23 protein-coding genes are annotated in these 26771 nt (G+C 61.0%); 13 read left to right on the forward strand and 10 right to left on the reverse strand.

Translation table 11 applies throughout. The annotated features are described in order from the left end of the window. Positions 1 to 70 precede the first annotated feature (70 nt). Positions 71 to 910, reverse strand: a complete 840-nt coding sequence (locus PXH66_RS19970) for a HEAT repeat domain-containing protein (RefSeq protein WP_330930739.1) — start codon at positions 908 to 910, stop codon at positions 71 to 73. 29 nt (positions 911 to 939) lie between these two features. Next, positions 940 to 1512: an RNA polymerase sigma factor gene (locus PXH66_RS19975; protein WP_330930738.1), complete on the reverse strand. Its 573-nt coding sequence runs from the start codon at positions 1510 to 1512 to the stop codon at positions 940 to 942. A gap of 305 nt (positions 1513 to 1817) precedes the next feature. Between PXH66_RS19975 and PXH66_RS19980 the strand changes: the two genes are divergently transcribed. Further along, positions 1818 to 2321: a hypothetical protein gene (locus PXH66_RS19980; protein ID WP_330930737.1), complete on the forward strand. Its 504-nt coding sequence runs from the start codon at positions 1818 to 1820 to the stop codon at positions 2319 to 2321. Positions 2322 to 2387: 66 nt separating this feature from the next. On the opposite strand, the gene PXH66_RS19985 is transcribed toward PXH66_RS19980, so the two are convergent. Together PXH66_RS19985 and PXH66_RS19990 are read right to left on the reverse strand one after the other, a co-directional pair. After that, on the reverse strand, positions 2388 to 5363 hold the full coding sequence (locus PXH66_RS19985) for a serine/threonine-protein kinase (protein WP_330930736.1): 2976 nt from the start codon (positions 5361 to 5363) through the stop codon (positions 2388 to 2390). Positions 5364 to 5462: 99 nt separating this feature from the next. Then, a complete protein-coding gene (locus tag PXH66_RS19990; protein ID WP_330930735.1) occupies positions 5463 to 6092 on the reverse strand; it encodes an RNA polymerase sigma factor in 630 nt (209 codons plus the stop codon). A 351-nt stretch (positions 6093 to 6443) separates the two neighbouring features. Here PXH66_RS19990 and PXH66_RS19995 point away from each other — a divergent pair, with 351 nt between their 5' ends. Continuing rightward, on the forward strand, positions 6444 to 6674 hold the full coding sequence (locus PXH66_RS19995; RefSeq protein ID WP_330930734.1) for a hypothetical protein: 231 nt from the start codon (positions 6444 to 6446) through the stop codon (positions 6672 to 6674). Positions 6675 to 6803: 129 nt separating this feature from the next. Here PXH66_RS19995 and PXH66_RS20000 read toward each other — a convergent pair whose 3' ends face one another. From PXH66_RS20000 to PXH66_RS20010, 3 genes are read right to left on the reverse strand one after another with little or no spacing between them, the layout of a single operon-like run. Further along, entirely contained in the window at positions 6804 to 7424 is a 621-nt protein-coding gene (locus PXH66_RS20000; protein ID WP_330930733.1) for a cyclase family protein, read from the reverse strand. A 29-nt stretch (positions 7425 to 7453) separates the two neighbouring features. Continuing rightward, complete coding sequence (gene kynU, locus PXH66_RS20005) at positions 7454 to 8698, reverse strand: kynureninase (protein WP_330930732.1); 1245 nt, start codon at positions 8696 to 8698, stop codon at positions 7454 to 7456. After that, a complete protein-coding gene (locus tag PXH66_RS20010; protein WP_330930731.1) occupies positions 8695 to 9417 on the reverse strand; it encodes a TrmH family RNA methyltransferase in 723 nt (240 codons plus the stop codon). The genes kynU and PXH66_RS20010 overlap by 4 nt, the downstream gene beginning before the upstream one ends. A gap of 173 nt (positions 9418 to 9590) precedes the next feature. On the opposite strand from PXH66_RS20010, the gene PXH66_RS20015 reads away from it, so the two are divergent. From PXH66_RS20015 to PXH66_RS20035, 5 genes are all read left to right on the forward strand, one after another. Next, positions 9591 to 12398: a TonB-dependent receptor gene (locus PXH66_RS20015; RefSeq protein WP_330930730.1), complete on the forward strand. Its 2808-nt coding sequence runs from the start codon at positions 9591 to 9593 to the stop codon at positions 12396 to 12398. 119 nt (positions 12399 to 12517) lie between these two features. Further along, positions 12518 to 13570 (forward strand): phytase, encoded by a 1053-nt coding sequence (locus tag PXH66_RS20020; protein ID WP_330930729.1) that lies wholly within the window; start codon positions 12518 to 12520, stop codon positions 13568 to 13570. A 15-nt stretch (positions 13571 to 13585) separates the two neighbouring features. Further along, on the forward strand, positions 13586 to 14011 hold the full coding sequence (locus PXH66_RS20025; protein ID WP_330932126.1) for a hypothetical protein: 426 nt from the start codon (positions 13586 to 13588) through the stop codon (positions 14009 to 14011). Further along, on the forward strand, positions 14008 to 14259 hold the full coding sequence (locus PXH66_RS20030; protein ID WP_330930727.1) for a CAP domain-containing protein: 252 nt from the start codon (positions 14008 to 14010) through the stop codon (positions 14257 to 14259). The genes PXH66_RS20025 and PXH66_RS20030 overlap by 4 nt, the downstream gene beginning before the upstream one ends. A 168-nt stretch (positions 14260 to 14427) precedes the next feature. Then, positions 14428 to 14664, forward strand: coding sequence for a CAP domain-containing protein (locus PXH66_RS20035; RefSeq protein WP_330930726.1), 237 nt, complete (start codon positions 14428 to 14430; stop codon positions 14662 to 14664). 297 nt (positions 14665 to 14961) lie between these two features. Here the strand turns inward: PXH66_RS20035 and PXH66_RS20040 are convergent, their stop codons facing one another. From PXH66_RS20040 to PXH66_RS20050, 3 genes are all read right to left on the reverse strand, one after another. Then, the gene (locus PXH66_RS20040) at positions 14962 to 15486 is read right to left on the reverse strand and encodes a hypothetical protein (protein WP_330930725.1); all 525 of its coding nucleotides are present in this window, start codon (positions 15484 to 15486) and stop codon (positions 14962 to 14964) included. A gap of 772 nt (positions 15487 to 16258) precedes the next feature. Continuing rightward, entirely contained in the window at positions 16259 to 17086 is an 828-nt protein-coding gene (locus PXH66_RS20045) for a hypothetical protein (protein ID WP_330930724.1), read from the reverse strand. Positions 17087 to 17536: 450 nt separating this feature from the next. Beyond that, positions 17537 to 18631, reverse strand: a complete 1095-nt coding sequence (locus PXH66_RS20050) for a Fic family protein (RefSeq protein ID WP_330930723.1) — start codon at positions 18629 to 18631, stop codon at positions 17537 to 17539. A 662-nt stretch (positions 18632 to 19293) separates the two neighbouring features. On the opposite strand from PXH66_RS20050, the gene PXH66_RS20055 reads away from it, so the two are divergent. The 6 genes from PXH66_RS20055 (at position 19294) to PXH66_RS20080 (ending at position 26765) form a co-directional block, all read left to right on the forward strand. Further along, positions 19294 to 20202 (forward strand): Gfo/Idh/MocA family protein, encoded by a 909-nt coding sequence (locus tag PXH66_RS20055; RefSeq protein WP_330932127.1) that lies wholly within the window; start codon positions 19294 to 19296, stop codon positions 20200 to 20202. Positions 20203 to 20456: 254 nt separating this feature from the next. Further along, positions 20457 to 21494 (forward strand): Gfo/Idh/MocA family protein, encoded by a 1038-nt coding sequence (locus PXH66_RS20060; RefSeq protein ID WP_330932128.1) that lies wholly within the window; start codon positions 20457 to 20459, stop codon positions 21492 to 21494. A 76-nt stretch (positions 21495 to 21570) separates the two neighbouring features. Next, positions 21571 to 22782 (forward strand): hypothetical protein, encoded by a 1212-nt coding sequence (locus tag PXH66_RS20065; RefSeq protein ID WP_330929932.1) that lies wholly within the window; start codon positions 21571 to 21573, stop codon positions 22780 to 22782. A gap of 53 nt (positions 22783 to 22835) precedes the next feature. Then, positions 22836 to 23966: an FIST signal transduction protein gene (locus tag PXH66_RS20070; protein WP_330929933.1), complete on the forward strand. Its 1131-nt coding sequence runs from the start codon at positions 22836 to 22838 to the stop codon at positions 23964 to 23966. A 28-nt stretch (positions 23967 to 23994) separates the two neighbouring features. Next, the gene (locus PXH66_RS20075) at positions 23995 to 25731 is read left to right on the forward strand and encodes an ATP-binding protein (protein WP_330929934.1); all 1737 of its coding nucleotides are present in this window, start codon (positions 23995 to 23997) and stop codon (positions 25729 to 25731) included. A gap of 32 nt (positions 25732 to 25763) precedes the next feature. Further along, positions 25764 to 26765 carry a nucleoside hydrolase gene (locus PXH66_RS20080; RefSeq protein WP_330929935.1) on the forward strand — a complete coding sequence of 334 codons (1002 nt, stop codon included), beginning with the start codon at positions 25764 to 25766 and terminating at the stop codon, positions 26763 to 26765. Positions 26766 to 26771: the final 6 nt, after the last annotated feature.

The following is a 26771-nucleotide window of genomic DNA, read 5'->3' on the forward strand; positions in this document are numbered from 1 at the left end:
GTTGGTGAGGTGTCGTAGGAGGTTGTTGAAAAAGGGAAATGAAGGGAGGGGGGGGAGGCGCCCGGCGGCATCACAGCTGGGCGATGGCCAGGCGGGCGGCTTCGCGCACGACGTCGACGGTGCCGGGATCACTTTTGAGGCGATTGAGGGCCGGACCGGCTTGGGGATCGCGCGAGGCGACGACGAAATCAATCATGGCGACCTGCACGAGCGGCGACGGTTCGCGGCCCAGGGCGTTGATGACACCGGCGCGCACGGGATCGCGATCGACGTGGGCGTAGAGGGCTTCGAGGGCGGTGAGTCGCACGTTGACGCTCGGGTCGAACGCGAGGGTGTTGAGCAACTTCGCGAGGGTGCGGTCGTTGGAGTCGTTTTCGTTGAACGCGGCGATCACGCTTTGCAGGCGGTCATTGGCCGGTTGGGTGAGCAGCTGCGTGCTGACGAGGCGGTCCATGGAGTCGACCCGCTCACGCAAGTCTGCGAGCTCCTGCTGAGTGGCGGGATCGGGTTGGGTGATGATGGTGGGTTCGGGCGACGGCAGCAGGCGCATGCCGAGGAAAACCCCGGCGAAGAGCACGGCAACGGTGAGCGCAAACTGCAGGGCCGGACGGCTGGGCAGCAGCGCGGCGAAAAAACTGTCGATCCGGCTGCGGGCGAGGGCGAAGGGACTGGGAGCGTCGACGTCGGCTTGGGCCTCATCGAGCATCGCATAGAAGTTGGCGCGCAGGCGAGGGGACGGCTCGGGCTCGGGCAGCTTGTCGAGGGTGAGCAGGGTTTGTTGCAGATCGGCCCACTCGCGTTGGCAGGTGAGGCAGGTCTTGAGGTGCTCGCGGACGTTGGCGGTCTCGTGAGCGGGCAGAATACCGGCTTGATAGTCGATGAAGGATTCCTGAATGCGTTGGCAGTTCATGGCGGGAAAGTTTTTGAAAGTTGGAGCGCTCAGGCGGAGAGCGGCGGGCGGTGGCGGAGTTTGAAGAACGCATCGCGCAGGGCGCCGAGGGCGCGGTGGACACGGACTTTGGCGGTGCCGGCGGAGATGTTGAGCAGACGACCGATTTCTTCGTGACGGAGGTGCTGGAAACGGTGCAGGACGAGCAGCTCCCGTTGATCGCGCGGCAGATTGGCGAGGGCCGTATTCATGAGCGCGAGTTCGTCGCGCTGCGCGGTTTGTTCGTCGGCGGCGGGAGCGGAATCGTCGGACAGGTCGAAGAAGTCCGCCGGATCGGTGGGGGTCGGCACGCGGGCGTGGCGCCGGAAATGGTCGGCGGCGACCCGGCGGGCGAGATGGTAGAGCCACGCGGTGAACTTCCCTTCGTCGCGGTAGGTATGTCGATATTTGAGGATGCGTTGAAAGACGATTTGGACGAGATCCTCGGCGGTATCGCGGGAGCACGTGAGGCGGGCAAGGAACCCGTAGAGGGGCTGGTGGTGCCGCTCGAATAAATCGCCGAGGCGGGCGAGCTCTCCGGCTCGCACGGCGAGCATCAGCTCATGATCGCTGGAATCGTCCATGGGATTACGAGTCGCGGTTGTAGCGCGGGAAGCCGGCGAGGCGAAGGTGAATTGTGAAGTAGTGGCAGACACGGGACAAACGCATGACGAGTGGACGCCGGGAGAAACCGGGCTGCGCGGTCCGCGTTACACGTTTTTTTCACTTAGCAATACGGGGTGATCCCGGCCCCGGGAGGTGTTATTGTAAGTCATTGGAAATTTAGACGGTTTGGAGATTTGCGGAAAGAGCGCTGGTCTGCTGTCGTTTCACAAGTGACGCGTCGCCGTGGCGCAAAATATAATCCTAAATCCACCCCTTCGACTCGATGAGCACAGAAAACAAATCACCCAAGCTCGTGCAGGTCACGAGTGTTGATGCTTTGATGAAAAACGGTAGCCGCATCGCGTGGCAGTCGTTCCGCCCGGCTGCCGCCGAGCCCGACACCAAGCCGACGGTCTATATCACCACCCTCACGTCCAACACGGAGATGGGTGAAACGACCATCTACGATTTGGACGAGATCGGAGCGCAGGCCGTCACTTACGGGGTCGAGTTGACCCTCACTTCCTCCGGTCCCGTGACGTTGGAAATGGCGGACGGAAGCACGATCACGCTCACTGCCGAAAATCCGTCTCACCCCTTGCCGCCCCGGGGGAAGGACCGGGCGATCTTGTTGTCCTTTGACGCGCTGACCTGCAGTCTCGAGGCCCGACCGGATTGGCCGAAACCCCTGAAAATCGAGTCGGGGATGATGCGGGCTGGCGATGGCGAAGGTGGCGACGGTCCCCCTCCGCCGTTCCCGGGCGGCGGCAATCAGAATGACAACTGATTTGATTTCTCAACGTCCCTAGAGGCGCCCCCGATCATCTCCGGATGGTCGGGTTTTTTTCGTCCGCTACCAGCGCCAAACGCGGACATCGCCCTGGGTGTTGCGCGTGGCCAGCATGTCACCGTCGGGGGAGAATGAAAGTTCGTCGACTGGCAATGCGGCGTGCGGGGCTCCGGCCGGCATCGTGGTAAGCGAGGGGCGTTCGTGCCAGTCGGAGGTCGAGTAGAGCAGCACGGTGCTGTTGGTGCCGCTGCACGCCAGGGTGAGGCCGTCGGGGCTGAACGAGAATCCGCTGAGGGAATTGAAGGTGTTGTCGAGTTGCATGGCATTGCTCAGGTCGTCGACGCGCAATACCGTCGTGCCCGGGGTGGTGCCGATCGCCAGAAGCCACTGGCCATCCGGAGAGAAGCGAAACTTGTCCACTCGCCAATCAACCTGACGTGAGCGTAGGAGTTGATTCTTCGGCAGGTCGCGAAGCTGGATCAGTTGATCGTGGTCAATCAGCACCACGGTGCCGTTGTTGTGCACGCCCACGGAACTTATTCCGACGGGCGACCGGTAGACTCCCGCCTTCGTTTGGGTGGTGCGGTTCCACAGATGCACGGTGTTCGTTTCGGTGCTTACGGCGACCCACTGGCCGTCGAGCGATATTGCGGCATCATTGATTCGCTCCGTTGGCTCGATTATCGGCACGACCGTAGGATCGCTCGGGTCCGCTACCGGGGCGGTCACCAGTTGTTGATGCAGGTTGATCCACCACAGGCGGCCGTTTTCAAACCAGATGGGGTTGGCGACATCGCCAATGTGTCCGACGACGGCGAGGGTGTCCGCCTTTACGATCTCGGCCGCGTTGGGGTCACCCGAGAAGAGCATGCGGTCGCCATCATGTTCATAGACGATGGTGGATTTCGGTTTGTAGCGGCCGGGACCCAGCTGGGCCCGAAGAGGTCGGTCGGCGGTGTGGTTGAGGGACCACAACCTCACATCGCCTTGGCGCGACCCTGAAGCCAGCATGTTGTTGTCCGGTCCCCACGCGATGCAATCCGGGATGTCATTCTGTCCGGTCAGGGTATGTCTTAATTCGCCGGTGCGAGCGTCTCTGATCTGGAGAATTTTCTCAAAAATCGCGACTGCGATCAAACTCCCATCGGGTGAAAATACGGCACCATCATCCGCCCAGGAAGCGGCATCGGAGTGCCACAGGGTCTCGTGGGAGGCGGCCGACCGCACGGTCAATGCCGCGCTGACCACTTCCTCGGATAAATATTTATCGCCAGCGGGCGATACCGCGACCGGCTTGTGTTTGGTATCCACGTAAGTTTGCAGCGGCGTGCCGGATCTGAGATCGAAGAGCTGAGTCTTGATTCGGGCGAAGTTGCGCCGGCTATGCACCAGAAGCATCAGGGCGGTGGTGAGATCGGCGTCGTGCTCGGCGGTGAAGAACTCCCATGTGAGCTCACCCTCAACGCGGGGGATCGGCCACGAGACGATATCTTGGTCAGTCACCAGGTCGCGGATGGCCAGCCGGTGAGGCGTGTCGTCGCGGCTGTCCGTAAAATACAAGAGTTCGGGTTTGGTGCGGGCGACTCCCAACGGGCGATGAATCCCGGGTTCATTGGGACGGGGATCGGGGGAGCCGTCTTCGACCGACCATGTCTCCAGTTCATAAGTCGGCGTCGTGCCGACCAGTCGTTTGCCGTCCGGGGTGAAGCCCTTGACACGGTGGATGTGGGGCAGTTTGCGAATCAACTGACCCGAGGCGGTATCGTAGAGTTCGATGGTCGTGCTGGTATCATCGACGGCCACCAGCGCCCCGTCCGGGGAGAATACCAAATCGGTTACCCGGGGACCTGCGGTTCGCAGCACGACGGCAGGGTCGCCTTCCGCCTCCCGAGCCAGGGCGAACCACTCGAAACCGCGCAGGTCGGGATCGCCCTCCGCGGGCATGCCCAAAACGAGGGCGGCGCGGGCGCGACCGAAGTCACCGGTTTCCAAGGCACGTTGGGTGCGGGCAATGCTCGACTCGTAGAGGGAGCGTCGTGTGACCGCCGCGAGTTCCGCTTCGGCGGCCCGCCGGCCCGCCGACTCGGTGTTGGCCCGGTTGCGTTCGATGAAGGCGCCGATGCCGGCGACGGTGGCGATGGAAGCTGCAATGATCAGCCACTTGCGGGCGCGCATGAGCCCGGCCTCGGCAAAGCGCAAGCGGCGGACCGAGCGACCCGCTTCGAGCAATTGGAGTTCGCCCAGCATCGCCTCCGCCGAGGTGTAGCGGTCTTCCGAGGATGGAGCGCTCGCCTTGATGATGATTTCGTTGAGCTCCATGAACTCACGGCGGTCCGCGCGCTCACCGAGATCGGTGGGCAGGCGCGGGAAATCGTGACGGTCGCGACCGGTGGCGAGTTCGTAGAGCACTTTGCCGAAACTGTAGATGTCGGCAGTGGTGGTGCCGGGACCTTCCGGTGGAACGAACCCTTCGGTGCCGACGAACGTCACGGCTTCGCTCGCGAGCGCGACGAGACCGATGTCGGCCAACTTGGGGCGGCCGTCCACGATGATGATATTGGACGGCTTGATATCGCGATGAATGAGACCGTTCTCGTGCAGTTCCACCAAGTCGCGCGTCAGTTCGATGGCATAGCTCACCACTCGGACGGCGGGCAGAAACGTATCGGCGTCGCGAATGGCTTTGAACGTGAGCGGCGCGTAGCATGCGGGGTCAATGTTGCGGCCGGTGACGACGTCGTCGGCCAGCTCCATGACGTAGTAAAAGAAGCCGGCGCGATTGTTGCGGCCCACGTGCAGCAGCGACATCTGCCGGGTCTCGCCGGCGGTGAAGCGGGCAAACTCGCGCAGACCGCTGAACTCGCGCTCATACGGACCCTCGTCGTTGAAGCGATCGAGCCAGACGATTTTTACCGCCCGAAACAGGCCGGTGGCGCTGCGGGCGAGCCATACGTCGCCGTAACTTCCGCGCCCGACCCGCCGGAGCAGTTCGTAGTCGGGAATCGGTGGGGGAGTGGGGGCTGCGTCCTCCGGCGGCACACCGCGGAGTGAGCCAAACGATTTGGCGGTCGTCGATGGAATTTCAGACCGCGGCGGCGGCCACCCCGATCATCCCGACTGCCGCCCGGTGACAGCGGCTCACCCGTGGTAGTCGCGCAGGCGCTCGACCTCGGAGCGCAGTTGTTTGGTGAGGCGATGCGAAATGAGATAGATCGTGGCACTGTTGATGCCGAGATCGCTGGCGATGCGCCGCACGGGCCAGCCTTGGCGGGCGTAGAGCTCGAAGGCTTGGAAATGTTTGGCGGGCACGCGGCGGGCGAGACGCTCCATCGCGGTGTCGAGCACGTGCTTCTGCCACTCGATTTCCCAAAACTCGTCGACGGGGTTGTCATCCGCAATGTTGTCGAGCGCATCAAAGTCGCCCTCGCCGTCGACCGGCAGATGGCGTTCGGAGCGCACGGCGGCGCGATCACGTTGGCGAAATTTATCGGCGATGCGCCACCGCGTCTGGTTCATGAGCCAGCGGCGAAATGCTCCCCGGTTGTCGCGCACCTCATACTCGGAGATGCGTTGGGCGACATTTTGCATCACATCCTGCACGACGTCCTCCGCCTCGGTGTGATTGAGCCCGGCGCGCAGGGCGAGCCCCTGGATAAAGCGTCGATACAGACGGTGAAACTCGTCCCAACTGGAGTTGTCGCCCCAATTCCGCAGGCGGGAAAGTAAGCTGGGACGCGTCAGCAAGGAGGATTGAACGGGTGATTTCATTAGCATTTGCCTCCTGAAACGCGGTCAAACCCCGGTTTCTTGCGGCGAATTGAATAATTTTTCCACCCCGTCGCAAGCTTCGGCCCCCAGAACGCGCCGCGACGGCATCTCGGCGCTTCGCCGTCGTCAGAAAAAGGAGGGTGCTGAATTTTTTTTAAAATTTCTGAAAGAACGCCCGAAACGGCCCCGTTTCATCAGGCATCACCACCCAATCTCTTTCTGATGAGCACCGCGTCTTCCCCTGATATTGAACCAACGAACCCGACCGAGGGAGGCCTTTTGGCGTTCTTTCGTCGTTGGAATGCCGACCGGGACGAGTCGAGCGCATCCGCATCGGACACTCCTCGTGAAATGCCCACGTGGCGAGCGCCACAATCGTTTCCGGAAACTCCCAGTCCGGAGCAAGTCCTCCCGACGCTGCCGCATCGCCGATTGAAGATCGAGTGCCTGCCGAGCGAGCCGGCGGACACCCTGCCGGCCCGCGTGAAACAAGCCTGCCACGATCGGGGACGGGAAGGGCTCAAGTTGACCTCCACCTTCAGTCACGACGGCAGCGTCTTCCTCATCTTCAAACTTTTGTAGCCACAAACCAATTTCCCCGACGGTTGATTAGAGTCGAGTCACCGACCATCGGGGAGAACCCCGGGCCGCCAGCATCGAGGCCAGCGTGCTGGCGGCCCCCATTTTTTTAAAACTCGCGCTGTCCCGGATTCAGGACCGCAGCACCGCCCGGATCGGCGATCCGTCGCCGTGAGTGAGGCGCAGGGGCAGCGCGATTAATTCATAAAGACCCGGATCCGCTGCCTCGAGGAACAGGTTTTCGAGGATCAACACATTGGCTCGATCGAGCGCGAGATGACGCGGCAGATCCTTGCTCGTAAGTTCATCCACCGACGGCGCGTCGAGGCCGATGAGGTGCACGCCTCGCGCCGCCAACCAAGCCGGGACGTCCAGATCGAGCACGCTCCACGTGGTGGGAAACTCAGCCGGGTTGGTCCAGGCCCCGGTGTGCAATAACAAGCGGGGAGCGGTGCCCGCGTGGAGTTTCTCGAGCAACGCGATGGAGATGGTGGCGTGGCCGCGCACATCGATCACCTGAGCGGGACCGATGTAAGCATCGACCGGAATCGCATCGATGGTGGCTCCGCTGTCGTTGTAGTGATAGGGGGCGTCGGCGTGAGTGCCGTTGTGCACGCTCAGGCTGAGGTTGCCGATGTTAACGGCACTGCCATCACGGATTTTGGCGACGTGCTTGAAGTCGACGGCGCGGTCGCCGGGCCACGGCGGGGTGCCATTGTGCAGGGGGCGGGTGATATCGATGAAGGTGCTCATGGCGTAGGGGAGGGGCGGAAAGCGTGGTTTCAGGGCGCGGCCGTTTCCACGGGCGGCCAGGCGTGATGGGCGTTGGTGCGCATGATCTCGATCAACCGGTCGATTGCCTGATCGATGTCTGCGCGCGTGGTGTAGAACGCGACCGGCGCGAGTCTTAGCACGGCGGGGTGCCGATAGTCGGGCACCACACCCGCCGCTCGCAGCGCGGGACAGATTTGTCCGGCGGAGGGATGAGCGAGTGCGATATGTCCGCCGCGGTCGGCCGCATCGCGCGGCGTCACGATCGAAAACCCCAGCGCGGCCAGTTCGGTGTCGGCTCGGCTCAGCAGGTGAGCGGTCAGCGCCAGCGAACGATCGCGCACGGCGGCGATGCCGCCCGCGGCTGCGAACAATGCCAAGCTGCCGGTCAACGGCGCCAACCCCAGGATCGACGGCGTGCCGATCTGCAACCGCGCCGCGCCGGGGGCCGGGACGTGTTCGGCGTGCAGGGAGAAACGTTGGTCGGGCCGCACGCCCCACCAGCCCGCCAGGCCCGGGGCGCGGTCGTGATGCCGCGGATGCAGGAAGAGACCGCCGACCGCGCCGGGTCCGGCATTGAGGTATTTGTAGTTACACCAGAACGCGAAGTCGGCGCCCTGCGCTTCGAGCTCATGCGGCACGGCCCCGATGCTGTGGGACAGATCCCAACCGATGAGGATCTCGCGTTCACGGGCGGCCCGGGTGATGGCGGCGAGGTCGAGCAGTTGACCGCTCACATACAGCACGCTGGGCAGCACCATGAGCTGCACGTCGTCGCGCATGGTCGCCAGAATGTCGGTGGTGCGTAGCGTAAAACCATCGGGCGATTTGATGCAGCGCAGGTGCGTGGCGGGATCGAGCCCGCGTTGCCGCAGATGACTGTGAATCGCATGCGTGTCGGAGGCAAAGTTGAGCTCGTCGGCTACGATCACGCGGCGCGAGGCGTGCGTCGGATCGAACAACGTGGCCAGCAATTGATGCAGGTTCACGGTCGTCTGCGCCATCACGCCCACTGCGGCCGGCGATGCGCCGATCAAGGGCGCGAGCGTCGCGGCGGTGCGTTCGGCCAGGTCGATCCAGCCGACGTCTTCCCAACCGCTGATGCCTCCCGCGCCCCAAGCGGCGAGCGCCTGTAACGTGGCGGCTTCGGCCCGGCGGTTGAGCAAGCCAAGGGAGTTGCCGTCGAGATAGATCTGGCCGGGCGGCAAGTAGAACTCCTCGCGCAACTGCGCCCACTTCGCGTCGTCGTCGCTCATGGTCGTAAATGGGCGCAGACGATGCCGGCGGCGACCCCGGCGTTGAGCGATTCCGCGTGGCCGTGACGGGGAATGGTGATCCGGCGCGTGAGCACGCTTGCTACGGCGGCGGACAACCCCCGGCCTTCGCTGCCGATCACCACCACGGCGGCGGCGGGCGGGGTGATCGTGGACAAGGCGTCGCCGTTGAGATCGCAGCCGAGCACCGGCACCGACGCATCGGACAAGGCGGCGGCCAGATCCGTAGTGACGACGCGCATACGGGCGAACGAACCCATGCTGGCATTGACCACTTTCTGCGAAAACAAGTCGGCGCAGTCGGGCGACAGCAACACGCGGGCGAAGCCAAACCAGTCCGCGATGCGCAGCATCGTGCCGACGTTGCCCGGGTCCTGCACGCCATCGAGCGCGAGGGTGAAGCCTTTGTCCAATTCGTCATCCGCCAGTGTCGCGCGCGCGATGCGCCCCACCGCCAGCACGGACGAAGGCGTGGGAAAGTGACTGATCTTGGTCATCTCGATCTCGGTCACCGTCTCCACTTCCACGACGGCGGAGGTGGACCAATCTGGGGTGGCGTAGATCGTTTCGAAGGCGTGTCCCGCGGCGATGAGTTCGCCCACGACCTTGGGGCCTTCGACGATGAACTGACGGGACTGTTCGCGGTTTTTCTTCAGCCGCAGACCGCGCAGACGGGAGATTTCGGCCTTGGTGACGGGCATGGGTCGAAGCACATGAGGCGGGCTTCTGAATGGCAACTTTCGTTGCACATATGTGACGTATGTTACGGCAGAATTTCAGCCGGGTGAAGATCCCATGACGGCGACGAGAGGGCATTGACCGGAAGCGCCGCGTGACGCGAGTCGGAGGGCACTTGTCTAACCACCAACTGCAAATGAAACGAGTCCTCCTCACTCTTACCCTCGCCCTCGGCACCGTCGCGTCATTGTTCGCGCAGTCGGCCGGCGTGCTTTCCGGCCGGGTCACCGACGTGGCCACCAACCTCGCTCTGGGTGGCGTGCGCGTCAAAGTCGACGGCACCGCCCACGAAACCTACACGCTTTCCAACGGTAGCTATTCGATCGCTGCCCTCGAACCCGGCACTTACACGGTCAGCTTCAGCTACGTCGGATACGACGGGGTGTCGGAGACGGCCGCAGTCGCTCCGACGGGCATCACGCGTCTCGACATGCAGTTTGGCGAAAACGCCATCGAGATGGACGCCTTCGTCATCGAAGGTGCCATGGTCGGCACCGCCCGCGCCATCAATCAACAACGGGCCGCCGCCACGCTGAGCAACATCGTCGCTTCCGACGAAATCGGTGGTTTCGCCGACCAAAACGCCGCCGAAGCGTTGCAACGTATTCCCGGCGTGTCGCTCTACCGCGACCAAGGCGAGGGCCGTTACATCGTTCTGCGCGGTCTCAACTTTAATTTCACCTCGGTCAAGGTCAACGGCGGCAGCTTTGCCGGAGCCGATCTCGGTGACCGCGCCACCGCGCTCGACGTGGTGCCGACCGATGCCCTTGCGTCGATCGAAGTCACCAAAGTGCCCACGCCCGACATGGACGGCGAAGGTCTCGGCGGCCGGGTCAACATCAAGACCAAGAGCGCCTTCGACAGCGACGGCGTCGACGCCAACTTCCGCGCTCAAGGCCAATACAGCGCATTGACCGGCGAATACTCGCCCAAGATCAACGGCATGTTTTCCACCCGCTTCGGCGATGACAACCAGTTCGGTTTCCTCATCGCTCCGACCTGGCAGGTGCGCAGCTTCGGCTCGGTCAATGTCGAGACCGGCGGTGACTGGACCGACGAGGAATCCCCACAGGATGGCGAGGACTACTACTTCATCGAAGAGCTCCAGTATCGCGACTACATCGTGGAGCGTGAGCGCTACGGCGTGAACCTCGCGCTCGAAGCCAAGCCCGACGACGCCTCCTACTACTACCTTCGCGCCGGCTACAACAACTTCACCGACACCGAGGATCGCCACCGCACCGTGATCGCGTTGGAAGACGGTGACATCGACGCGCTCAACGGCAGCGGCGCGACCGTCACCTCCGAAGAAGACGACGGCGAATACGAAAAAATGTATTCCCGCGAACTGCGCATGCGCGAGAAGGAGCAGGAAGTCTTCTCCGTCGTGACCGGTTTGGAAAAACGCCTCGGCCTGTGGGAGCTCAAAGCGCAGCTCGGTTACACCCTCGGCCGCGAGCAACGTCCCGACGAAATCTCCGTGGCCTATGAGCCGACCGATGAATTCGCCAAAACCTTCACCTACACGGTCAACACGCCTTACGACGTGACCCTCGCGCAGACTGCCGGTCCGAGCATCCTCGATGCCGGCAGCTACGAGTTCGACAAGATGGAAGTTGCCAACGAAAGCGGTGACGAAGAGGAGTTTGATCTCGGCGTCGACATCCGTCGCGACCTCGAAACGAGCTTCCCGGCCTTCGTGAAATTTGGGGGCCTGCACCGCTCCAAGGAAAAGACCAGCGAGGTCGAACTGTGGGAATACGAAGACGGCCCCGCCATCATCCAATCGCTTTCGGGTGCCAACATCGGCGCGGGTGATTATCCGTTCCTCGCCGTCCCGCGTATCTCGCCCGACGCGTTCCGCGATGCCTACTACAACCAAGTCGGCTCCTTCGACAGCGAACGCAATTTCGAGGACAGCGAATTCGACGACTGGGTGATCAACGAAGACGTGACCGCCGCCTACCTCATGGCCTCCGGCACCTTCAATCGCCTCAACGTCATCGCCGGTTCGCGCGTCGAACGCACCAAGTTCGATACCACCGGCCGTCAAATCACGTTCGACGAAGACGGTGATCCCGTCGGGTCGACGCCCATCAGCGCCTCGCGCAGCTACACCAACTGGCTGCCCGGCGTGTTCCTGCGCTACGACCTGAGCGATCAACTCGTGCTGCGCGCTTCCTGGTCCAACTCCATCGCTCGCCCGAGCTTTGGCGACAGCGCCTTCCGGCGCAACGTGAACAACGAGGACGAGGAAGTCACCGTCGGCAACCCGTTCCTCGAAGAGCTCAAGGGCACCAACTGGGACGCCTCCGTGGAGTATTATCTCCCGTCGCTCGGCATGCTCTCCGCCTCGGTCTTCAAAAAGGAAATCGAGAACTTCGCCTACGAGACCGAGATCGCCGCCGACCCGACCTACCCGGGCTACGAAATCACGTCCTTCGAAAACGGCAGTGAGGGCGACATCACCGGACTCGAACTCGCCTACCAGCAGCAGTTCCGCTTCCTGCCGGGCGCGTTCAGCGGCCTCGGCTTCATGGCCAACGCGACCTTCCTCGATTCCGATGCGACCTATCCGACCCGTCCCGGCGAGCAGATCCCGTTTGTGGGCCAGTCCAACACCACGGCCAACTTTGCGCTCACCTATGACAAGGGCCCGCTCTTCGCTCGTCTCGCTATGAACTACCGCACCGCGCGACTCCGTGAAGACGAAACCATCGGCGGCGACGTGACCGAGGACCTCTACGTCGACGACTTCGCCCAACTCGATCTCACCGTGCGCTACGAGCTCAATGACAACTGGGAGCTGTTCGGCGAGTGGATCAACATCACCGACGAACCCTTCCGCGTCTACCTCGACAGCGACAACGGCCAGGGCAAGCGACTCGGTCAGATTGAAATTTACGACTGGAGCGCCAACTTTGGCGTGCGCTGGAAGTTGTAAGTCAAAAACCCGGTAACCTTGCGGTTGCCGGACAATTTATCGGAGCGCGCGCGACCTTCCCTGCGGTGGTCGCGCGCACTTTTCGTCTTACCCGTCATCACCTCCCTTTCCTCTCTTTCGTGAATAAGATCTCTGCTCTGGTTTCCTTCCTGGCCGTGTCCGTTGCGCTCGTCGCCGAACCGGTGATCAACGCCCATCCGCTCGCACCGCGGGCGGTCAGCACCGTCGCCAAACACGACACCGACGACCCCGCCATCTGGATACACCCGACCGATCCTGCGCAAAGCCTGATCCTCGGCACCGACAAGGACGTCGACGGCGCGCTGCGCGTCTACGGCCTCGACGGCGTCGAGAAGGTGGAGCTGTCCGTGCGCGGCATCCTGCGACCCAACAACGTCGACATCGCCTACGGCCTGATGGTGGGCGGTAAGCCGGTGGATGTCGCGGTCGTAACCGAGCGTTTCGCGCACCGCCTGCGCGTTTACCGTCTGCCCGACATGGCGCCGCTCGACGGCGGCGGCATCCCGGTGTTCGAAGGCGAAGCCGCCCGTGATCCCATGGGCATCGCACTCTACACGCGTCCGACGGACGACGCGTTGTTTGCCATCGTGAGTCGCTCCGATGCGGGCGCACCGACGGAAGGCTACCTGCATCAATACCGACTCATCGACGACGGCGCGGGCACCGTGCGCGGGGTGTTCACGCGGGCCTTTGGCACGTGGAGCGGCCGCAAGGAAGTCGAGGCCATCGCGGTCGACCACGAACAGGGCCACGTCTACTACAGCGACGAGACGTATGGGATTCGCCAATACGAAGCCGATCCGCTGGTCGAGGATGCCGATGATCAGCTGGCGGAGTTTGGGTTGACTGGTTTCGCCCGCGACCACGAAGGCATTTCGATCTATCCCACGGGGCCGGGCACCGGCTACATTCTGGTTTCCGACCAACAGGCCAACACGTTCCGCATCTTCGCCCGCGAAGGCACCGCGACCGATCCGTATGACCACCGCCTCCTCGGGGCGGTGCGGCTTTCAACGGATGAAAGTGACGGCAGCGACGTCACCGCCGCCGCCCTGCCGGGCTATCCCGGCGGTCTGTTCGTGGCCATGTCGACCGACCGCACGTTCCAGTTCTATGCGTGGGACGATTTGCTGAAGGCAGCGGGACTCTGAGAATCGGACCGGCGTTTGCATTCGCCCGCGATGGTGGTCACCGTCCGGGCGATGCGGCGTTTGTTTCGAGCCTGGCTTGCGGGTGCCCTCGTGTGGGTCACGAGCGGTTGTGCGTCGTTTGACTACCCGTCGGAGGAAGGGCCGTTGCCGCCGGACTTGGCGGCGAAGCGGTTGAGCTGGGATCGGTTCGATGACCAGCGGTTGGCGACGGCCATCTTTGCCGAAACCAACCGCGTGCGCCGGGAGCACGATTTGCCGCGTTTGCGGGAGACGGCGGATTTACAGGCCTACACGGTCGCCGTCACGGGTGTGGCGACGCATCACAATCCCTTGGCGGGTCGCGCTGGATCGAAGCGATTGGCATTCCCGTGGCGTTGGCGATGGAGAATGTGGCATCGACATTGGCGCGGGTGTCGCCCTCCGGTAGTTCAATTCGCGTGACACTGGATCCGGATGGCACGCGCGTGCGGCGCGATGCGCACACCGGAGAGGAGGTGCCGTGGCCGACTTACGAAGAAGCGGCCCGTCGTATCGTGCAGCAGAGGATGGACTCGCCGGGGCATCGGAATAATTTGCTCAACCCCGAAGTGCGGCGTCTGGCGTGTGGCACGGTTTTGAGCCGCAGCGCGCTCGGTGGTGAAGTGATTCACTCCGTCCAAGTTTTTGTTAAATTAGCCTCTCGCCGATGATGTCCCTCCCTTCAGACCCCATCAGACTTACTTGTTGGTTCAGTAGTTCCTAGGGTTGATTCCGTGATAGCCAGCACCGGAAAAACCGAGGCGGTATTGTCAAGGCATCGTGAGTCCGATCGTCCACAGATCGAACTGAACTACAATTGTTTAAACCTGATCCATTTTTTGGACCTGACCCATTTTTTGGACCCGCACACCGGAGAGGAGGTGCCGTGGCCGACTTACGAAGAAGCGGCCCGTCGTATCGTGCAGCAGTGGATGGACTCGCCGGGGCATCGGAATAATTTGCTCAACCCCGAAGTGCGGCGTCTGGCGTGTGGCACCGCCTTGAGCCGCAGCGCGCTCGGTGGTGAAGTGATTCACTCCGTGCAAGTTTTCGTTAAAGTAGCCTCTCGCCGATGATGTCCCTCCTTTCAGACCCCATCAGTCTTACTTGTTCGTTCAGTAGTTCCTAGGGTTGATTCCGTGATAGCCGGCACCGGAAAAATCGAGGCGGTATTGTCAAGACATCGTGAGTCCGATCGTCCACAGATCGAACTGAACTACAATTGTTTAAACCTGACCCGTTTTTTGGACCGAACTACAATTGTTTAAACCTGACCCGTTTTTTGGACCTGACCCGTTTTTTGGACCTGACCCGTTTTTTGGACCCATGTCCCCTTCGGTTGGCCCAATTGCTTGGATTTGGGCAACAGCCCCTCAAGGATTGACCCCGTCCGGCTGTCCGCCCGTCTCATACCAGTTGCCTTTAATGGAATTGGGGACTCCCATAAAATTAAGTTCAGGACGACCCGGTATAGGCAAATTCACCATCCGCCACTTTTCGTCAATTTTCTCCAAGAACAAAACTAGAAAATGATCATCCATACTGCCAATTACATTTAAGGAAAAGCGACACACAGCGTAGCCGCCATTTTCGAATTCAAATGTATGATGAAAATTTACGTAGTATTTCACTATGTCGCGTTCCGACATTTTCTTGACAAATAGACTACGAGAATAGCCTCGAATATACTCCGGATGAAGAATATCATATATTTCCCCCCAGTTACCATTTAATATTCCTAATGAAAAGCGCCTTTCAAGATCACTTATACTGCCCGGGTCTTCAACGATTTGATCGGAAGCGTTCAGGTTGGAATTTCCTACTTTTGGATCCTTCGCGCACCCGAATGCCGATATGAACGCAAGCACTCCTACAAAAATATTAATGTGACGTTTCATGGTATCGGTTCCGTTATCACAATTCGGGTAATCCTAGTATCCTCAATACTGTAAACACTTCGAATTCCCGCAATCTGTCGCTGCACGACACTGTCTTGAATAAATCTAGTCTCGACCGTTCCTCCCCTCCCTGGGCTGCTCACCAACCAACTTTCCGCGCCCAACGGCACCGAAAAACTTGGGTATCTGCTGACTTCAGCAGCCGGTTTCAATCTGTAATTTGTTTGTTCAATAATTGGAATATCGTCAACGATTCTATGGTCTTGAGGAATTTGATTATCCCCCGATACGTGATAATTAATATTTTTTGTTGAAGGCAATCCATAGTCATTGTAATGCGCGACTTCCAGGGAGCCATTAACAGACGTTGTAGCCGAATACCCATGAGGGGACAATTTAAGGGGACATAGGACAATTTAAGGAGCCAATTTAAGGGGACATAGCCAATTTAAGGGGACATAGCCAATTTAAGGGAGCCAATTTAAGGGGACATGGAGCCAATTTAAGGAGCCAATTTAAGGGGACAAGCCAATTTAAGGGGACATTGTTTGACTCTTGACAGATTTACTTCAATTGCGTGTGCGAGATCTGGTTTTGGCGACCCCGCGGAATGTTTTGTCAAGAGTCAAACAATGCCCCCTTCGGCTTATAAACAATGTCCCCTTCGGCTTATACTAGAGTCAAACAATGTCCCCTTCGGCTTATACTGGCTACGGTCATAAGTGGGGCTGTTATGGCCAGTGCTACTAATATTGCTTTAATGATTTTCATGCTATGGGGATGGGGGTGGCGTATCTTTATTTTCTAGCACAAGCTCAACTCGAGCATTGCCGATAACTTGGCGTGCGAGATTGTAAAAATTTGTATTGAAGTCCCTGTTAAAAAGAGACTTATGTTCTTCGTAAGGCTTCATCTCCTCATTAAGGTCACGAACTTCTGATTCACTTAATCCCTCGAGACTTGCAGGGATTTTTGGGTAGGGCATCTTATCACCTCGGCTGGACAAGGCCTTCTGATTGGCTTCCATCAATTCCAAAGTTTCATTTGGGCTTAGAGGCGCGCCTTCGGAAGCCAAAACATCCCACATGTCGATCAACACTATCTCGGCGGGATAAAGGGACATTACTGTTTTCAGCCTCTCGTAAATTTTATCGGAGAAATGCTCCGTAACGGCCGCTTTGAATTGTTGCTCCAATTCGGCCGGACTACCTCTAACCTCTTCATTTACGATTTGAGCCTCAAAATCCATCCATATTAAAAGCAACTGATCTTCTTTCGCCTCAGTTAGACCGAGAGCATATAGTGATCGCTTTTTACATAATGCGAGGCGCAGTTGGGTCGGGTTGGAGGAGTAGTCTATCGTAATGGATTGTGTTTCGGTCTTCTTTTTTTCGTTCTGATATTCAGTAATCGGTTTCTTTAGTGCTTCGGATGCTGCTGGCGCAGGCGAGGGTTTCGCATGTAGTGATTTGTTTGCAGTCGAGTTTGATTTTACCGCCTCCTGCCCGTGGGTAACTCCGCCAAAGTTAGGAGTTAATGAAATGACAATCAGGATTGTAATTATTAATATGAAAACGAGTGATATAATCTTATTTTTCATTTTTCTAGCCAATCTAAGGGGACATTGTTTGACTCTTGACAGATCTACTTCAATTGCGTGTTCGAGGTCCGGTTTTGGCGACCCCGCGGAATGTTTTGTAAAAAGTCAAACAATGCCCCCTTCGGCTTATAACATCCATGGGACTAAACAGATGCGGCGCCTCTTCGGCTCTTTAGCCTAAATTCAAATCGTAGCGGGCGCTGCGACCGGCACCGACGGGTTGGAGGGCGCCGAGTTGGGCCAGGGCCTGTAAATCACGCGTAGCGGTGGCCTTGGACGCGCGGAGCCAATCTAAGGGGACATTGTTTGACTCTTGACAGATCTACTTCAATTGCGTGTTCGAGGTCCGGTTTTGGCGACCCCGCGGAATGTTTTGTAAAAAGTCAAACAATGCCCCCTTCGGCTTATAACATCCATGGGACTAAACAGATGCGGCGCCTCTTCGGCTCTTTAGCCTAAATTCAAATCGTAGCGGGCGCTGCGACCGGCACCGACGGGTTGGAGGGCGCCGAGTTGGGCCAGGGCCTGTAAATCACGCGTAGCGGTGGCCTTGGACGCGCGGGTGAGCGAGATGTATTTGCGGGCGTTCATCCCTCCTTCGAATCCGCCGGGACCTGCTTCCAGCATGCGTCGCATCACGCGGAGTTGGCGGTCATTCAGTCGGTCTTGGTGACGGTCAAAGAACCGGGCTTGGTTGAGCACGAACATGACCACGGTTTCCGCGTCGCGTTGCGCGGTGAGCACCGTGGACACGAAGTAGCGTAGCCACGGGGTGACTTCGTTCGAGCGCTGCGCTTGCTCCAAGGCGTTGTAGTAGTCCCGTCGATACGCTTCGATGGTGCGCGACAAACTGAGCGTCGCCGGTCGACCGAGCCCCTGTGACAGGGCCTTCTCCGCCAAAGCTCGGCCGATGCGCCCGTTGCCATCCTCAAAGGGGTGGATGGATTCAAAATACAGATGCACCAATGCCGCACGCACCGGGGCCGCCGTGATCGTGCTCCGGGACGCGTTGAACCAGGCAATGAAACGCGCCATTTCGGTCGGCACCGTGACTGACGGCGGGGCTTCAAAGTGCAGCTTCCCTTTGCCCACCGCTCCAGAGATGACCTGCATCGGTTCCTCATGCGTCCGCCACGCGCCGACCACAACCCGTTGATTTCCGGGCAACAGGGTCCGGTGCCAAGCGAACAGGGTGTCTTCATCCAAGTTCGCATCCCAGGACTCGCGCACCGCCACCATGAGCTCGCCCGCTCCGGCCGACGCACGATCCGTCGTCGCTGCCGGTGCATCCGCCAAATTAAGGCGATGCCGCACCGACGACATCACATCCGGCCGACTCAAATACTCTCCTTCGATCTCCGAGGTTTTCACCGCCTCGGCTACCATCAACTGCACCAGCGCGTTCATCTGGTCCCCCTTGGACAGTCCTTTCAGGAGCCCCGCCACTTGCCCCGCTTGATCCGCAAAGTCGCGCAACTCCAGCTCCACCGCCCCCTGATCGTAGCGGAAGTCTGGCCAGTCGGATTGCTGCCAATTGAAAGTCATGAGCCGAATAAATCGGACAATCGGCTCATGTAAAAGCGGATTCGTGAGCCGATTAATAGCCTGAATCGGCTCAGACCCGAAATCCGAAAAAGGAAGAAGGACGGGAAATGAGGTCAGCTGGGAGACGGACGGTGCCGGAGCTGAAAAAGGAGCAGGAAGGGGTCTAGGAGCTGAAAAGAGGAGCTGAAAAGGGTCTGGTTTAAACCTTTGTAGTTCTGAGTCGTTCGTAGACTGAGTCATCGATCTCTCGACGCTTCAGGCGACCGTTGTGCGTGCTGACCGCTTCGGGCGCAGGTCGCAGAGAGCGCGGAGGCTCGGGTAGCGGGGCCGAGCTGGAGCTCGGCGTTCCCGGGGAGGGCCTCATCGAGGAGCTGAAAAGGGTCTGGAGCTGAAAAGGGTCTGGTTTAAACCTTTGTAGTTCTGAGTCGTTCGTAGACTGAGATCATCGATCTCCCGACGCTTCAGGCGACCGTTGTGCGTGCTGACCGCTTCGGGCGCAGGTCGCAGAGAGCGCGGAGGCTCGGGTAGCGGGGCCGAGCTGGAGCTCGGCGTTCCCGGTGAGGGCCTCATCGGGCGGGGAGGACCAGCGAGATGGGCTGGACGGGATTAGGACGTGCAGCGACTTGAGTTGGTTCGCATACGTTTGGTCCATGGTATCGAGAATGAACCCGTCAGCCCGCTTGCGTTGGGGCATCGTTTCCACCGGTCACATTGCTGGCGTTTTTGCGCGGGGGTTGCGATCGTCGCGCGGCGGGGAGTTGGTCGCGGTCGGCAGTCGGAAGATCGAGTCGGCGCAGGCGTTTGCGGCGGAACACGGCATCGCGCCGGAGCGGGCGCATGGCAGTTGGGAGGCGTTGTTCGCCGACCCCGAGGTCGACGCGGTTTATGTGGCGACGCCGCATCCGCATCATGCGGGGGCGGTGGTGGCGGCGTTGGCGGCGGGGAAACACGTGCTGTGTGAAAAGCCTTTCGCGATGAGTTTGGCCGAGGTCGATGCGATGCAGGCGGCGGCCCGTGAACATCAGCGCACGCTGATGGAGGCGTGGATGTATCGGTGTCATCCGCAGACGGCCAAACTGGTGGCGATGGTGCGGGAGGGAGCGATCGGCGAACTCCGGCACGTGCAGGCGGCGTTTAGTTTCAATGCGCCGTTTGATCCGGCGGGGCGGTTGTGGAACAAAGCCCTCGGTGGCGGGGCGGTGCTTGATGTGGGCGGCTACCCGTTGTCCTACGCGCGGTTGTTGGCCGGGGTGGCACAGGGTAAACCGTTTCTCGATCCGGAAGCGTTGCACGCCGTGGGCCATGTGCATCTCGAGGCGGGCACCGACCTGCGGGCGTGCGCGGTGGTGCGGTTTGCGGGCAATATCACGGCGGAGTTGTCGTGCGGCACCGATGTCTCGCAGCAAAATGTGGTGCGGGTTTATGGCAGTGCGGGCATGATCGTGGTGCCTTCGCCGTATGTGATTTCCCGCGATGCCAGCCCGACCACGTTGGAGTGGCATCGTGAAGGCCGGGAGACCGAGGTGATCACGATCACGCCCGATCGGGGAGCTGAAAAGGGTCTGGTTTAAACATTTGTAGTTCTGAGTCGTTCGTAGACTGAGATCATCGATCTCCCGACGCTTCAGGCGACCGTTGTGCGTGCTGACCGCTTCGGGCGCAGGTCGCAGAGAGCGCGGAGGCTCGGGTAGCGGGGCCGAGCTGGAGCTCGGCGTTCCCGGGGAGGGCCTCATCGGGCGGTGAGGGCCAGCGAGATGGGCTGGACGGGATTAGGACGTGCAGAGACTTGAGTTGGTTCGCATACGTTTGGTTCATGGTATCGAGAATGAACCCGTCAGCCCGCTTGCGTTGGGGCATCGTTTCCACCGGTCACATTGCCGGCGTTTTTGCGCGGGGGTTGCGATCGTCGCGCGGCGGGGAGTTGGTCGCGGTCGGGAGTCGGGGCGTCGATTCGGCGCAGGCGTTTGCGGCGGAACACGGCATCGCGCCGGAGCGGGCGCATGGCAGTTGGGAGGCGTTGTTCGCCGACCCCGAGGTCGACGCGGTTTATGTGGCGACGCCGCATCCGCATCATGCGGCGGCGGTGGTGGCGGCGTTGGCGGCGGGGAAACACGTGCTGTGTGAAAAGCCTTTCGCGATGAGTTTGGCCGAGGTCGATGCGATGCAGGCGGCGGCCCGTGAACATCAGCGCACGCTGATGGAGGCGTGGATGTATCGGTGTCATCCGCAGACGGCCAAACTGGTGGCGATGGTGCGAGAGGGTGCGATCGGCGAACTGCGGCACGTGCAGGCGGCGTTTAGTTTCAACGCGCCGTTTGATCCGGCGGGGCGGTTGTGGAACAAAGCCCTCGGTGGCGGGGCGGTGCTTGATGTGGGCGGCTACCCGTTGTCCTACGCGCGGTTGTTGGCCGGGGTGGCACAGGGTAAACCGTTTCTCGATCCGGAAGCGTTGCACGCCGTGGGCCATGTGCATCTCGAGGCGGGCACCGACCTGCGGGCGTGCGCGGTGGTGCGGTTTGCGGGCAATATCACGGCGGAGTTGTCGTGCGGCACCGATGTCTCGCAGCAAAATGTGGTGCGGGTTTATGGCAGTGCGGGCATGATCGTGGTGCCTTCGCCGTATGTGATTTCCCGCGATGCCAGCCCGACCACGTTGGAGTGGCATCGTGAAGGCCGGGAGACCGAGGTGATCACGATCACGCCCGATCGGGACGTTTACGCCTACGAGGCCGATGCGTTGGCTGAGGCCGTGTCGGCGGGTAAACTCGAGGTGGCGGCCTGCCCTTGGGCCGATACGCGAGGCAACATGGCGGGCTTGATTGATTGGCATGAGCAAATTGGGGTGAATTACCTATTTTCTTGAACTTTCCGGCTGCAATTAGCGATGGTTCGGCTTTTGATCCGACCGGTCCCGGTCACGAAATTTTGGTAGCTCCATCATGAAACGTTTCATTCCGCTCATCGCTTTCACGCTGCTTTTGTCCGTCATCACCCTGCCGTTGTGGTCGGCGACGAGTGCCAGCACCGGTTCCGCCGCGGACCGTTCCCCGGCGGGTGGCGTGGCCACCGCGATCACGGCGGTGACGGGGATCGCGATTTCGCCGTTGTTGGGCACCGGGGCTTACGGGGCTTACCAATATTTTCAAACCCCGGCCGAACACCGGGCGGAGCTGCCGTGGTTTGCGCAGATGAGTTTCTGGCTACCGGCGCTGGCTATCGTCGGCGCTTGCGCGGCCAAGGACGCGGCGGGCGCGGCGTTGCCCCCCGGTTGGAAAAAGCCGCTCGATGTGCTGGAGACGATTGAAAACCAGGCGACCGGGCTGGTGGCCGCGGGTGCGGTGGTGCCGTTCACCATGGCGGCGATGTCCAAGATGATCCTGGGCTCCGGTGAAGCGGCGGCGGCGGCCGGTGAGACCCTCAACCTGGGCGGCGTGGGCATGATCCATCTCGCCGCGATCGACTGGTCCTGGTTGCTCAACATCATCACGGTGCCGTGTGGCATCGCGATCTTTGCGGTGGTGTGGATGGGTTCGCACGCGATCAATGGTCTGATCCTGCTCAGCCCGTGGGGGGCGATCGACGCGGCGCTCAAGGGCGCTCGCACGAGCCTGCTGGGTCTGTTGGTGATCGCGAATCAGTTCGATCCGTGGGTGAGCGCGGGGATCTCGATCGTCGTCATCATCTTCGCCTATTTCATTGCCGGGTGGTCGTTCCGGCTGTCGGTGTTCAGCAGTGTGTTTTGCTGGGATTATTTCACGATGCGCAAAGGGCGCTACAAGGTGCAGTTCAACGACAACAAGGTCTTTGCCGGCACGGGACTGGGCACGGCTCCGCAACGCACTTACGGACGTCTGCATCGCACGGAGGACGGCACGTTGCAGTTCACCTACAAGCCGTGGCTGGTGCTGCCGGAAAAGCGCGTGGAGGTGCCGCCGGCGCAGCAATTGGCGGTGGGTTGCGGCGCATTCTTTTGCAACGTCACGGACGGTCGGGCCGAGGTGTTTGTGCTGCCTCCGCGGTATCGTTCGCATGAGGAAGAACTGGCCGAGGCCTATCATTTGGGTTTGGGCGTCACGCCGATTGGCTTCAACAAGGCGTGGAGTTGGTTGCGCGGGGCGGTGGGGGGCAAACCTGTTGCAACCCCGGTTTGATTCCCGCCCCCACGCTTTTTACCCCGCTGCTCGTTGATCTTCCTCCAAACCCCATGAAATCCTCCACTCTGCATTGGCGCGACGGCGCCTGGGTGGCGCCGGACGATCTTGTCCCGTCGCCGCAATTGATCCTCGTTTTCGGAGCGGGAGACGTGCTGCGCCATGCGGCCGCTCGCGCGGAATTGCGGTCGCGGTTTCCCGGGGCGGAGATCGCGGGATGCAGCACGGCGGGTGAAATCGCCGGACGCGTGGTGAGCGATGGAGGCGCGGTGGCTTTGGCGGTGGAGTTTGGTTCCACGCGGGTGCGCGGGGTGTCGCAGCGCATCAGTCAGGTGCAGGACAGCGAACGCGTCGGAGAGGAACTGGCCGCATCGTTGCGGGCGGATGATCTGGCGCACGTTCTCATTCTCAGCGATGGACTGCAGGTCAATGGTGCGGCGCTCGCCCGGGGTTTGCGGGCGGGATTGCCGGCGGCCGTCAGCGCCACGGGTGGTCTGGCGGGCGACGGGCCGCGTTTTGCCGAAACCACCGTCCTGTATGGTGACGAAGCGTCGACGGGATTGGTCGTGGCGATCGGATTATACGGGTCGAACTTGGAGGTCCGGTGGGGATCGGCTGGAGGATGGGAAGCGTTTGGCCCGAAACGCCTCGTCACGCGGGCGGAAGACAACGTGCTCTTTGAGTTGGACGGCCAACCTGCGCTGGCGCTCTACAAGACCTATCTGGGAGATCGGGCTGACGGATTACCAGCCACGGGCTTGTTGTTCCCGCTCGAACTTTTGCCCGAGACCGACGCTGAGCCCAGCGTGGTGCGCACGATTCTCGCCATGGATGAAGCCGCGCAGTCGCTCACCTTTGCCGGCGACGTGCCCGAGGGGCGTCAGGTGCGGCTCATGAAGTCCACCATCGACAAACTCATCTGGGGCGCCGAGCAGGCCGCCGAAGTGGTCGAACCGACCTGCCCGGTCGAGGTCGCGCTGTTGGTGAGTTGCGTGGGTCGTCGCTTGCTGCTCGATCAGCGGGTCGAGGAGGAGATCGAAGCTGTGATGACCGAACTGGGCAACCCGCGCGGCGCGGTCGGTTTCTATTCCTATGGTGAAATTGGCCCGGCGGGTCTTGCGCATGGGTGTAATTTGCACAATCAAACCATGACGCTTACGACGCTCGCCGAGCGCTCGATCTGAGTCTGGTTCATCCGCTGTTTTTGGTCTCATGCATCCTCTGCTCGCCCGTCAGATAAAAAAGAAACTGCCCGGAAAGGATATCAGCTCCGGCCCCTGGGCGGATTTTGTGGCGGCGGTGGACGCGGCTTATCAACAAGCGGATCAGGAACGTGAATTCGTCGAACGCACGCTCGATGTCGTGTCGGGCGAGCTCACGCAGGCGAACGAACAAATTCGGCGCGATGCGGACAACCGCCTGCGTGATCTGTCGCGTTATTATGAGCAGACGCTCGAACTGCAGCAGGGCATGATCGTGTGTTTCCGCAAGGAAGCCGGAGTGTTCGTGCATACGTTGTGCCGCGGCGTGCTGGCGACGCGGTTGGGCTGGACGGCCGAGAAGGTGGAGCACCATCAGCTGGGTGATTTTCTTCCACCCGAGCGGGTGGCGGAATTGAGCAAAGTCTACGAGCAGGCCTGGTCCGGCGAGGCGGTTACCTGGGAAGGCGTCGGGGCGAATGAAGACCTGTGGTATCTCGCCCAACTGCAGCCGCGGTTTCAGGACGGTGCCGTCACGGAAGTCATTTTGTCGGCGGTCGAGAGTTCGGAGCTCAAGCGCTCCGAAGCGGCCTTGCGTTTGGCGAAGGAAAAGGCGGAGAGCGCAGACCGCGCGAAGAGTGATTTTCTCGCGGTCATGAGTCACGAGATTCGCACGCCGATGAACTCCGTGATCGGGTTCACCAGTCTGTTGCGCGAGACCCCGCTCAACTCCGATCAGGAGCGCTACGTGCACATGATCGAAAACTCCGGAGAAGGGTTGCTCGATATCATCAATGACGTGCTCGACATTTCCAAAATCGAGGCCGGGCGGCTGGAGTTGTCGATGGAGCCGGTCGACGCGGTGCTGGTGGCCAACGACGTGGTGGAAATGATGCGCGCGCGCGCCGATACCAAGGCGGTGCAGTTGTCGGTCACCACGCTGACGCGAATCCCGCACTTCGTGCATTGCGACCGCGCGCGCCTGCGCCAGGTGCTGGTCAATCTGGTGGGCAACGCCGTCAAGTTCACGTCGCAGGGATCGGTCCGGGTGGAGCTGAGTTATGCCCACGAGGGTCATGTGTTCACCGGCCGGGTGGTCGATACCGGAATCGGCATACCCGAGGACAGTATTGAACGCCTCTTCAAACCATTCAGCCAGGTCGACTCGTCCACTACGCGCAACTACGGCGGCACCGGTCTGGGTCTCGTGATCTGCCGACGCTTGTGCGAAGCGCTGGGCGGTGGAATCACCGTGACCAGCACACCCGGGGAGGGATCGAGCTTCGAATTTTCCATGCGGGCGGAGGAAGCGGCCGACCCGATTGCGGCGATTCAACAAACCGCGGCGGCCCCGGCGCGCGATGCCGCCGACGATCCTCTCATTTTGGTGGTCGACGACAATCCCACCAACCGCCGGGTCGCCGGGCTGATGCTCGAAACCAGCGGCTACCGGCGGCTGGATTTTGCGGTGACGGGCGAGGAGGCGGTGGAGAAAGCCAAGACCCAGTCGTATGATCTCATTTTCATGGATATTGAAATGCCGGGCATGGATGGCGTGGAGACCACCGGGATGATCCGCGCCCTGCCCAGGGTGACCGCGACCAAGCCCTGGATCGTGGGACTCAGTGCCAACGTGATGAAGGAAACACGCGAACGCGGAGCCCACGCCGGCATGAATCGCTTCCTGTCCAAACCCGTCAAGCGCGACACCGTTGTTGAAGCCGTGGCCAGTCGCGGTAATTCGGACTAGCGCCGCTCGATGGCGGGGCCCATGGTGGTGCCATGCCCGGAGTATTGAAGCTTCACGTGCTTGGCGCGCTCGGTGCCCTGCTTATGGCGGTCGGCGAGGTCGGGGCGGCTCCGCATCCCACCGTGCTTTCAACTGACATCGGTGGGGACATCGATGATACTTGGGCGCTCGCCCACCTGTTGCGATCGCCGGAACTGGATCTCGATCTGGTGCTGACCGAAACCGGGGAATCGCGCTACCGGGCGATGGTGGCGGCGAAGTTCCTCGAAGTCGCGCAGCGCACGGACGTGACGGTGGCCTTGGGCGTGGATTTCGGCGTGATGAGCGACGCGGACCGCCACCAGGGACCGTGGGTGCAAGGCTACGATCTCGACGCCTATCCGGGTCAAGTGGCTGAGGACGGCGTGCAGGCATTCATCGACTACGTGCGGGCGGCCGAGGGCACGGTCACCGTCATTGCCATCGGCCCCGCGCCGAGCGTGGCGGCGGCGGTGCAGCGGGCGCCGGACATCGCGCGGAAGTGCCGTCTGCTGGGCATGCACGGCAGTTTCGATATCGGTTACGGCGGTAAGCCGCATCCGGATGCTGAATACAACGTCAAGGCGGATGTGGCCGCGTTTCGGGCGCTCATGGCCGCTCCGTGGCAGTCGATTGCACTCACCCCGCTCGATACGTGTGGATTGGTCGCCCTCGACGGTGAAAACTACCACCGCGTGTGGAGGGCGACGGATGATCCGCTGGCCCGGGCGGTGATTGAGAACTACTGTCTCTGGGCACCGCGCCAGACGTGGCTGAACTGCGATTTTTTTGCGGTCCGATCCACCACCCTCTTCGACAACGTGGCGATCTACATGGCCTACGCCGACGCGTTTCTTGAATACGAAGAGATCGCCTTCGAGGTGACGGATGAAGGCTTCACCGTGCGCGACCCGGACGGCCCCTATCGCGCTCAAGTCGCGGTGCGCTGGCGTGATCTGCCGGGATTCTATCGTCACCTCACGCAACGATTGGTGGAAGATTCAACCGCGCGTTGAACCTGA

The organism is Synoicihabitans lomoniglobus (genome assembly GCF_029023725.1).
GTDB lineage: Bacteria > Verrucomicrobiota > Verrucomicrobiia > Opitutales > Opitutaceae > Actomonas > Actomonas lomonigloba.

Coding starts and splice junctions, on each gene's coding strand:
- PXH66_RS20000 (WP_330930733.1), bottom strand. CDS start 7,424: ATGAGCACCTTCATCGATATCACCCGCCCCCTGCACAATGGCACCCCG.
- PXH66_RS19980 (WP_330930737.1), top strand. CDS start 1,818: ATGAGCACAGAAAACAAATCACCCAAGCTCGTGCAGGTCACGAGTGTT.
- kynU (WP_330930732.1), bottom strand. CDS start 8,698: ATGAGCGACGACGACGCGAAGTGGGCGCAGTTGCGCGAGGAGTTCTAC.
- PXH66_RS20040 (WP_330930725.1), bottom strand. CDS start 15,486: ATGAAACGTCACATTAATATTTTTGTAGGAGTGCTTGCGTTCATATCG.
- PXH66_RS20015 (WP_330930730.1), top strand. CDS start 9,591: ATGAAACGAGTCCTCCTCACTCTTACCCTCGCCCTCGGCACCGTCGCG.
- PXH66_RS20060 (WP_330932128.1), top strand. CDS start 20,457: ATGAACCCGTCAGCCCGCTTGCGTTGGGGCATCGTTTCCACCGGTCAC.
- PXH66_RS19975 (WP_330930738.1), bottom strand. CDS start 1,512: ATGGACGATTCCAGCGATCATGAGCTGATGCTCGCCGTGCGAGCCGGA.
- PXH66_RS19990 (WP_330930735.1), bottom strand. CDS start 6,092: ATGAAATCACCCGTTCAATCCTCCTTGCTGACGCGTCCCAGCTTACTT.
- PXH66_RS19970 (WP_330930739.1), bottom strand. CDS start 910: ATGAACTGCCAACGCATTCAGGAATCCTTCATCGACTATCAAGCCGGT.
- PXH66_RS20070 (WP_330929933.1), top strand. CDS start 22,836: ATGAAATCCTCCACTCTGCATTGGCGCGACGGCGCCTGGGTGGCGCCG.
- PXH66_RS20075 (WP_330929934.1), top strand. CDS start 23,995: ATGCATCCTCTGCTCGCCCGTCAGATAAAAAAGAAACTGCCCGGAAAG.
- PXH66_RS20080 (WP_330929935.1), top strand. CDS start 25,764: ATGCCCGGAGTATTGAAGCTTCACGTGCTTGGCGCGCTCGGTGCCCTG.
- PXH66_RS20050 (WP_330930723.1), bottom strand. CDS start 18,631: ATGACTTTCAATTGGCAGCAATCCGACTGGCCAGACTTCCGCTACGAT.
- PXH66_RS20045 (WP_330930724.1), bottom strand. CDS start 17,086: ATGAAAAATAAGATTATATCACTCGTTTTCATATTAATAATTACAATC.
- PXH66_RS20055 (WP_330932127.1), top strand. CDS start 19,294: ATGAACCCGTCAGCCCGCTTGCGTTGGGGCATCGTTTCCACCGGTCAC.
- PXH66_RS19995 (WP_330930734.1), top strand. CDS start 6,444: ATGCCCACGTGGCGAGCGCCACAATCGTTTCCGGAAACTCCCAGTCCG.
- PXH66_RS20065 (WP_330929932.1), top strand. CDS start 21,571: ATGAAACGTTTCATTCCGCTCATCGCTTTCACGCTGCTTTTGTCCGTC.
- PXH66_RS20010 (WP_330930731.1), bottom strand. CDS start 9,417: ATGCCCGTCACCAAGGCCGAAATCTCCCGTCTGCGCGGTCTGCGGCTG.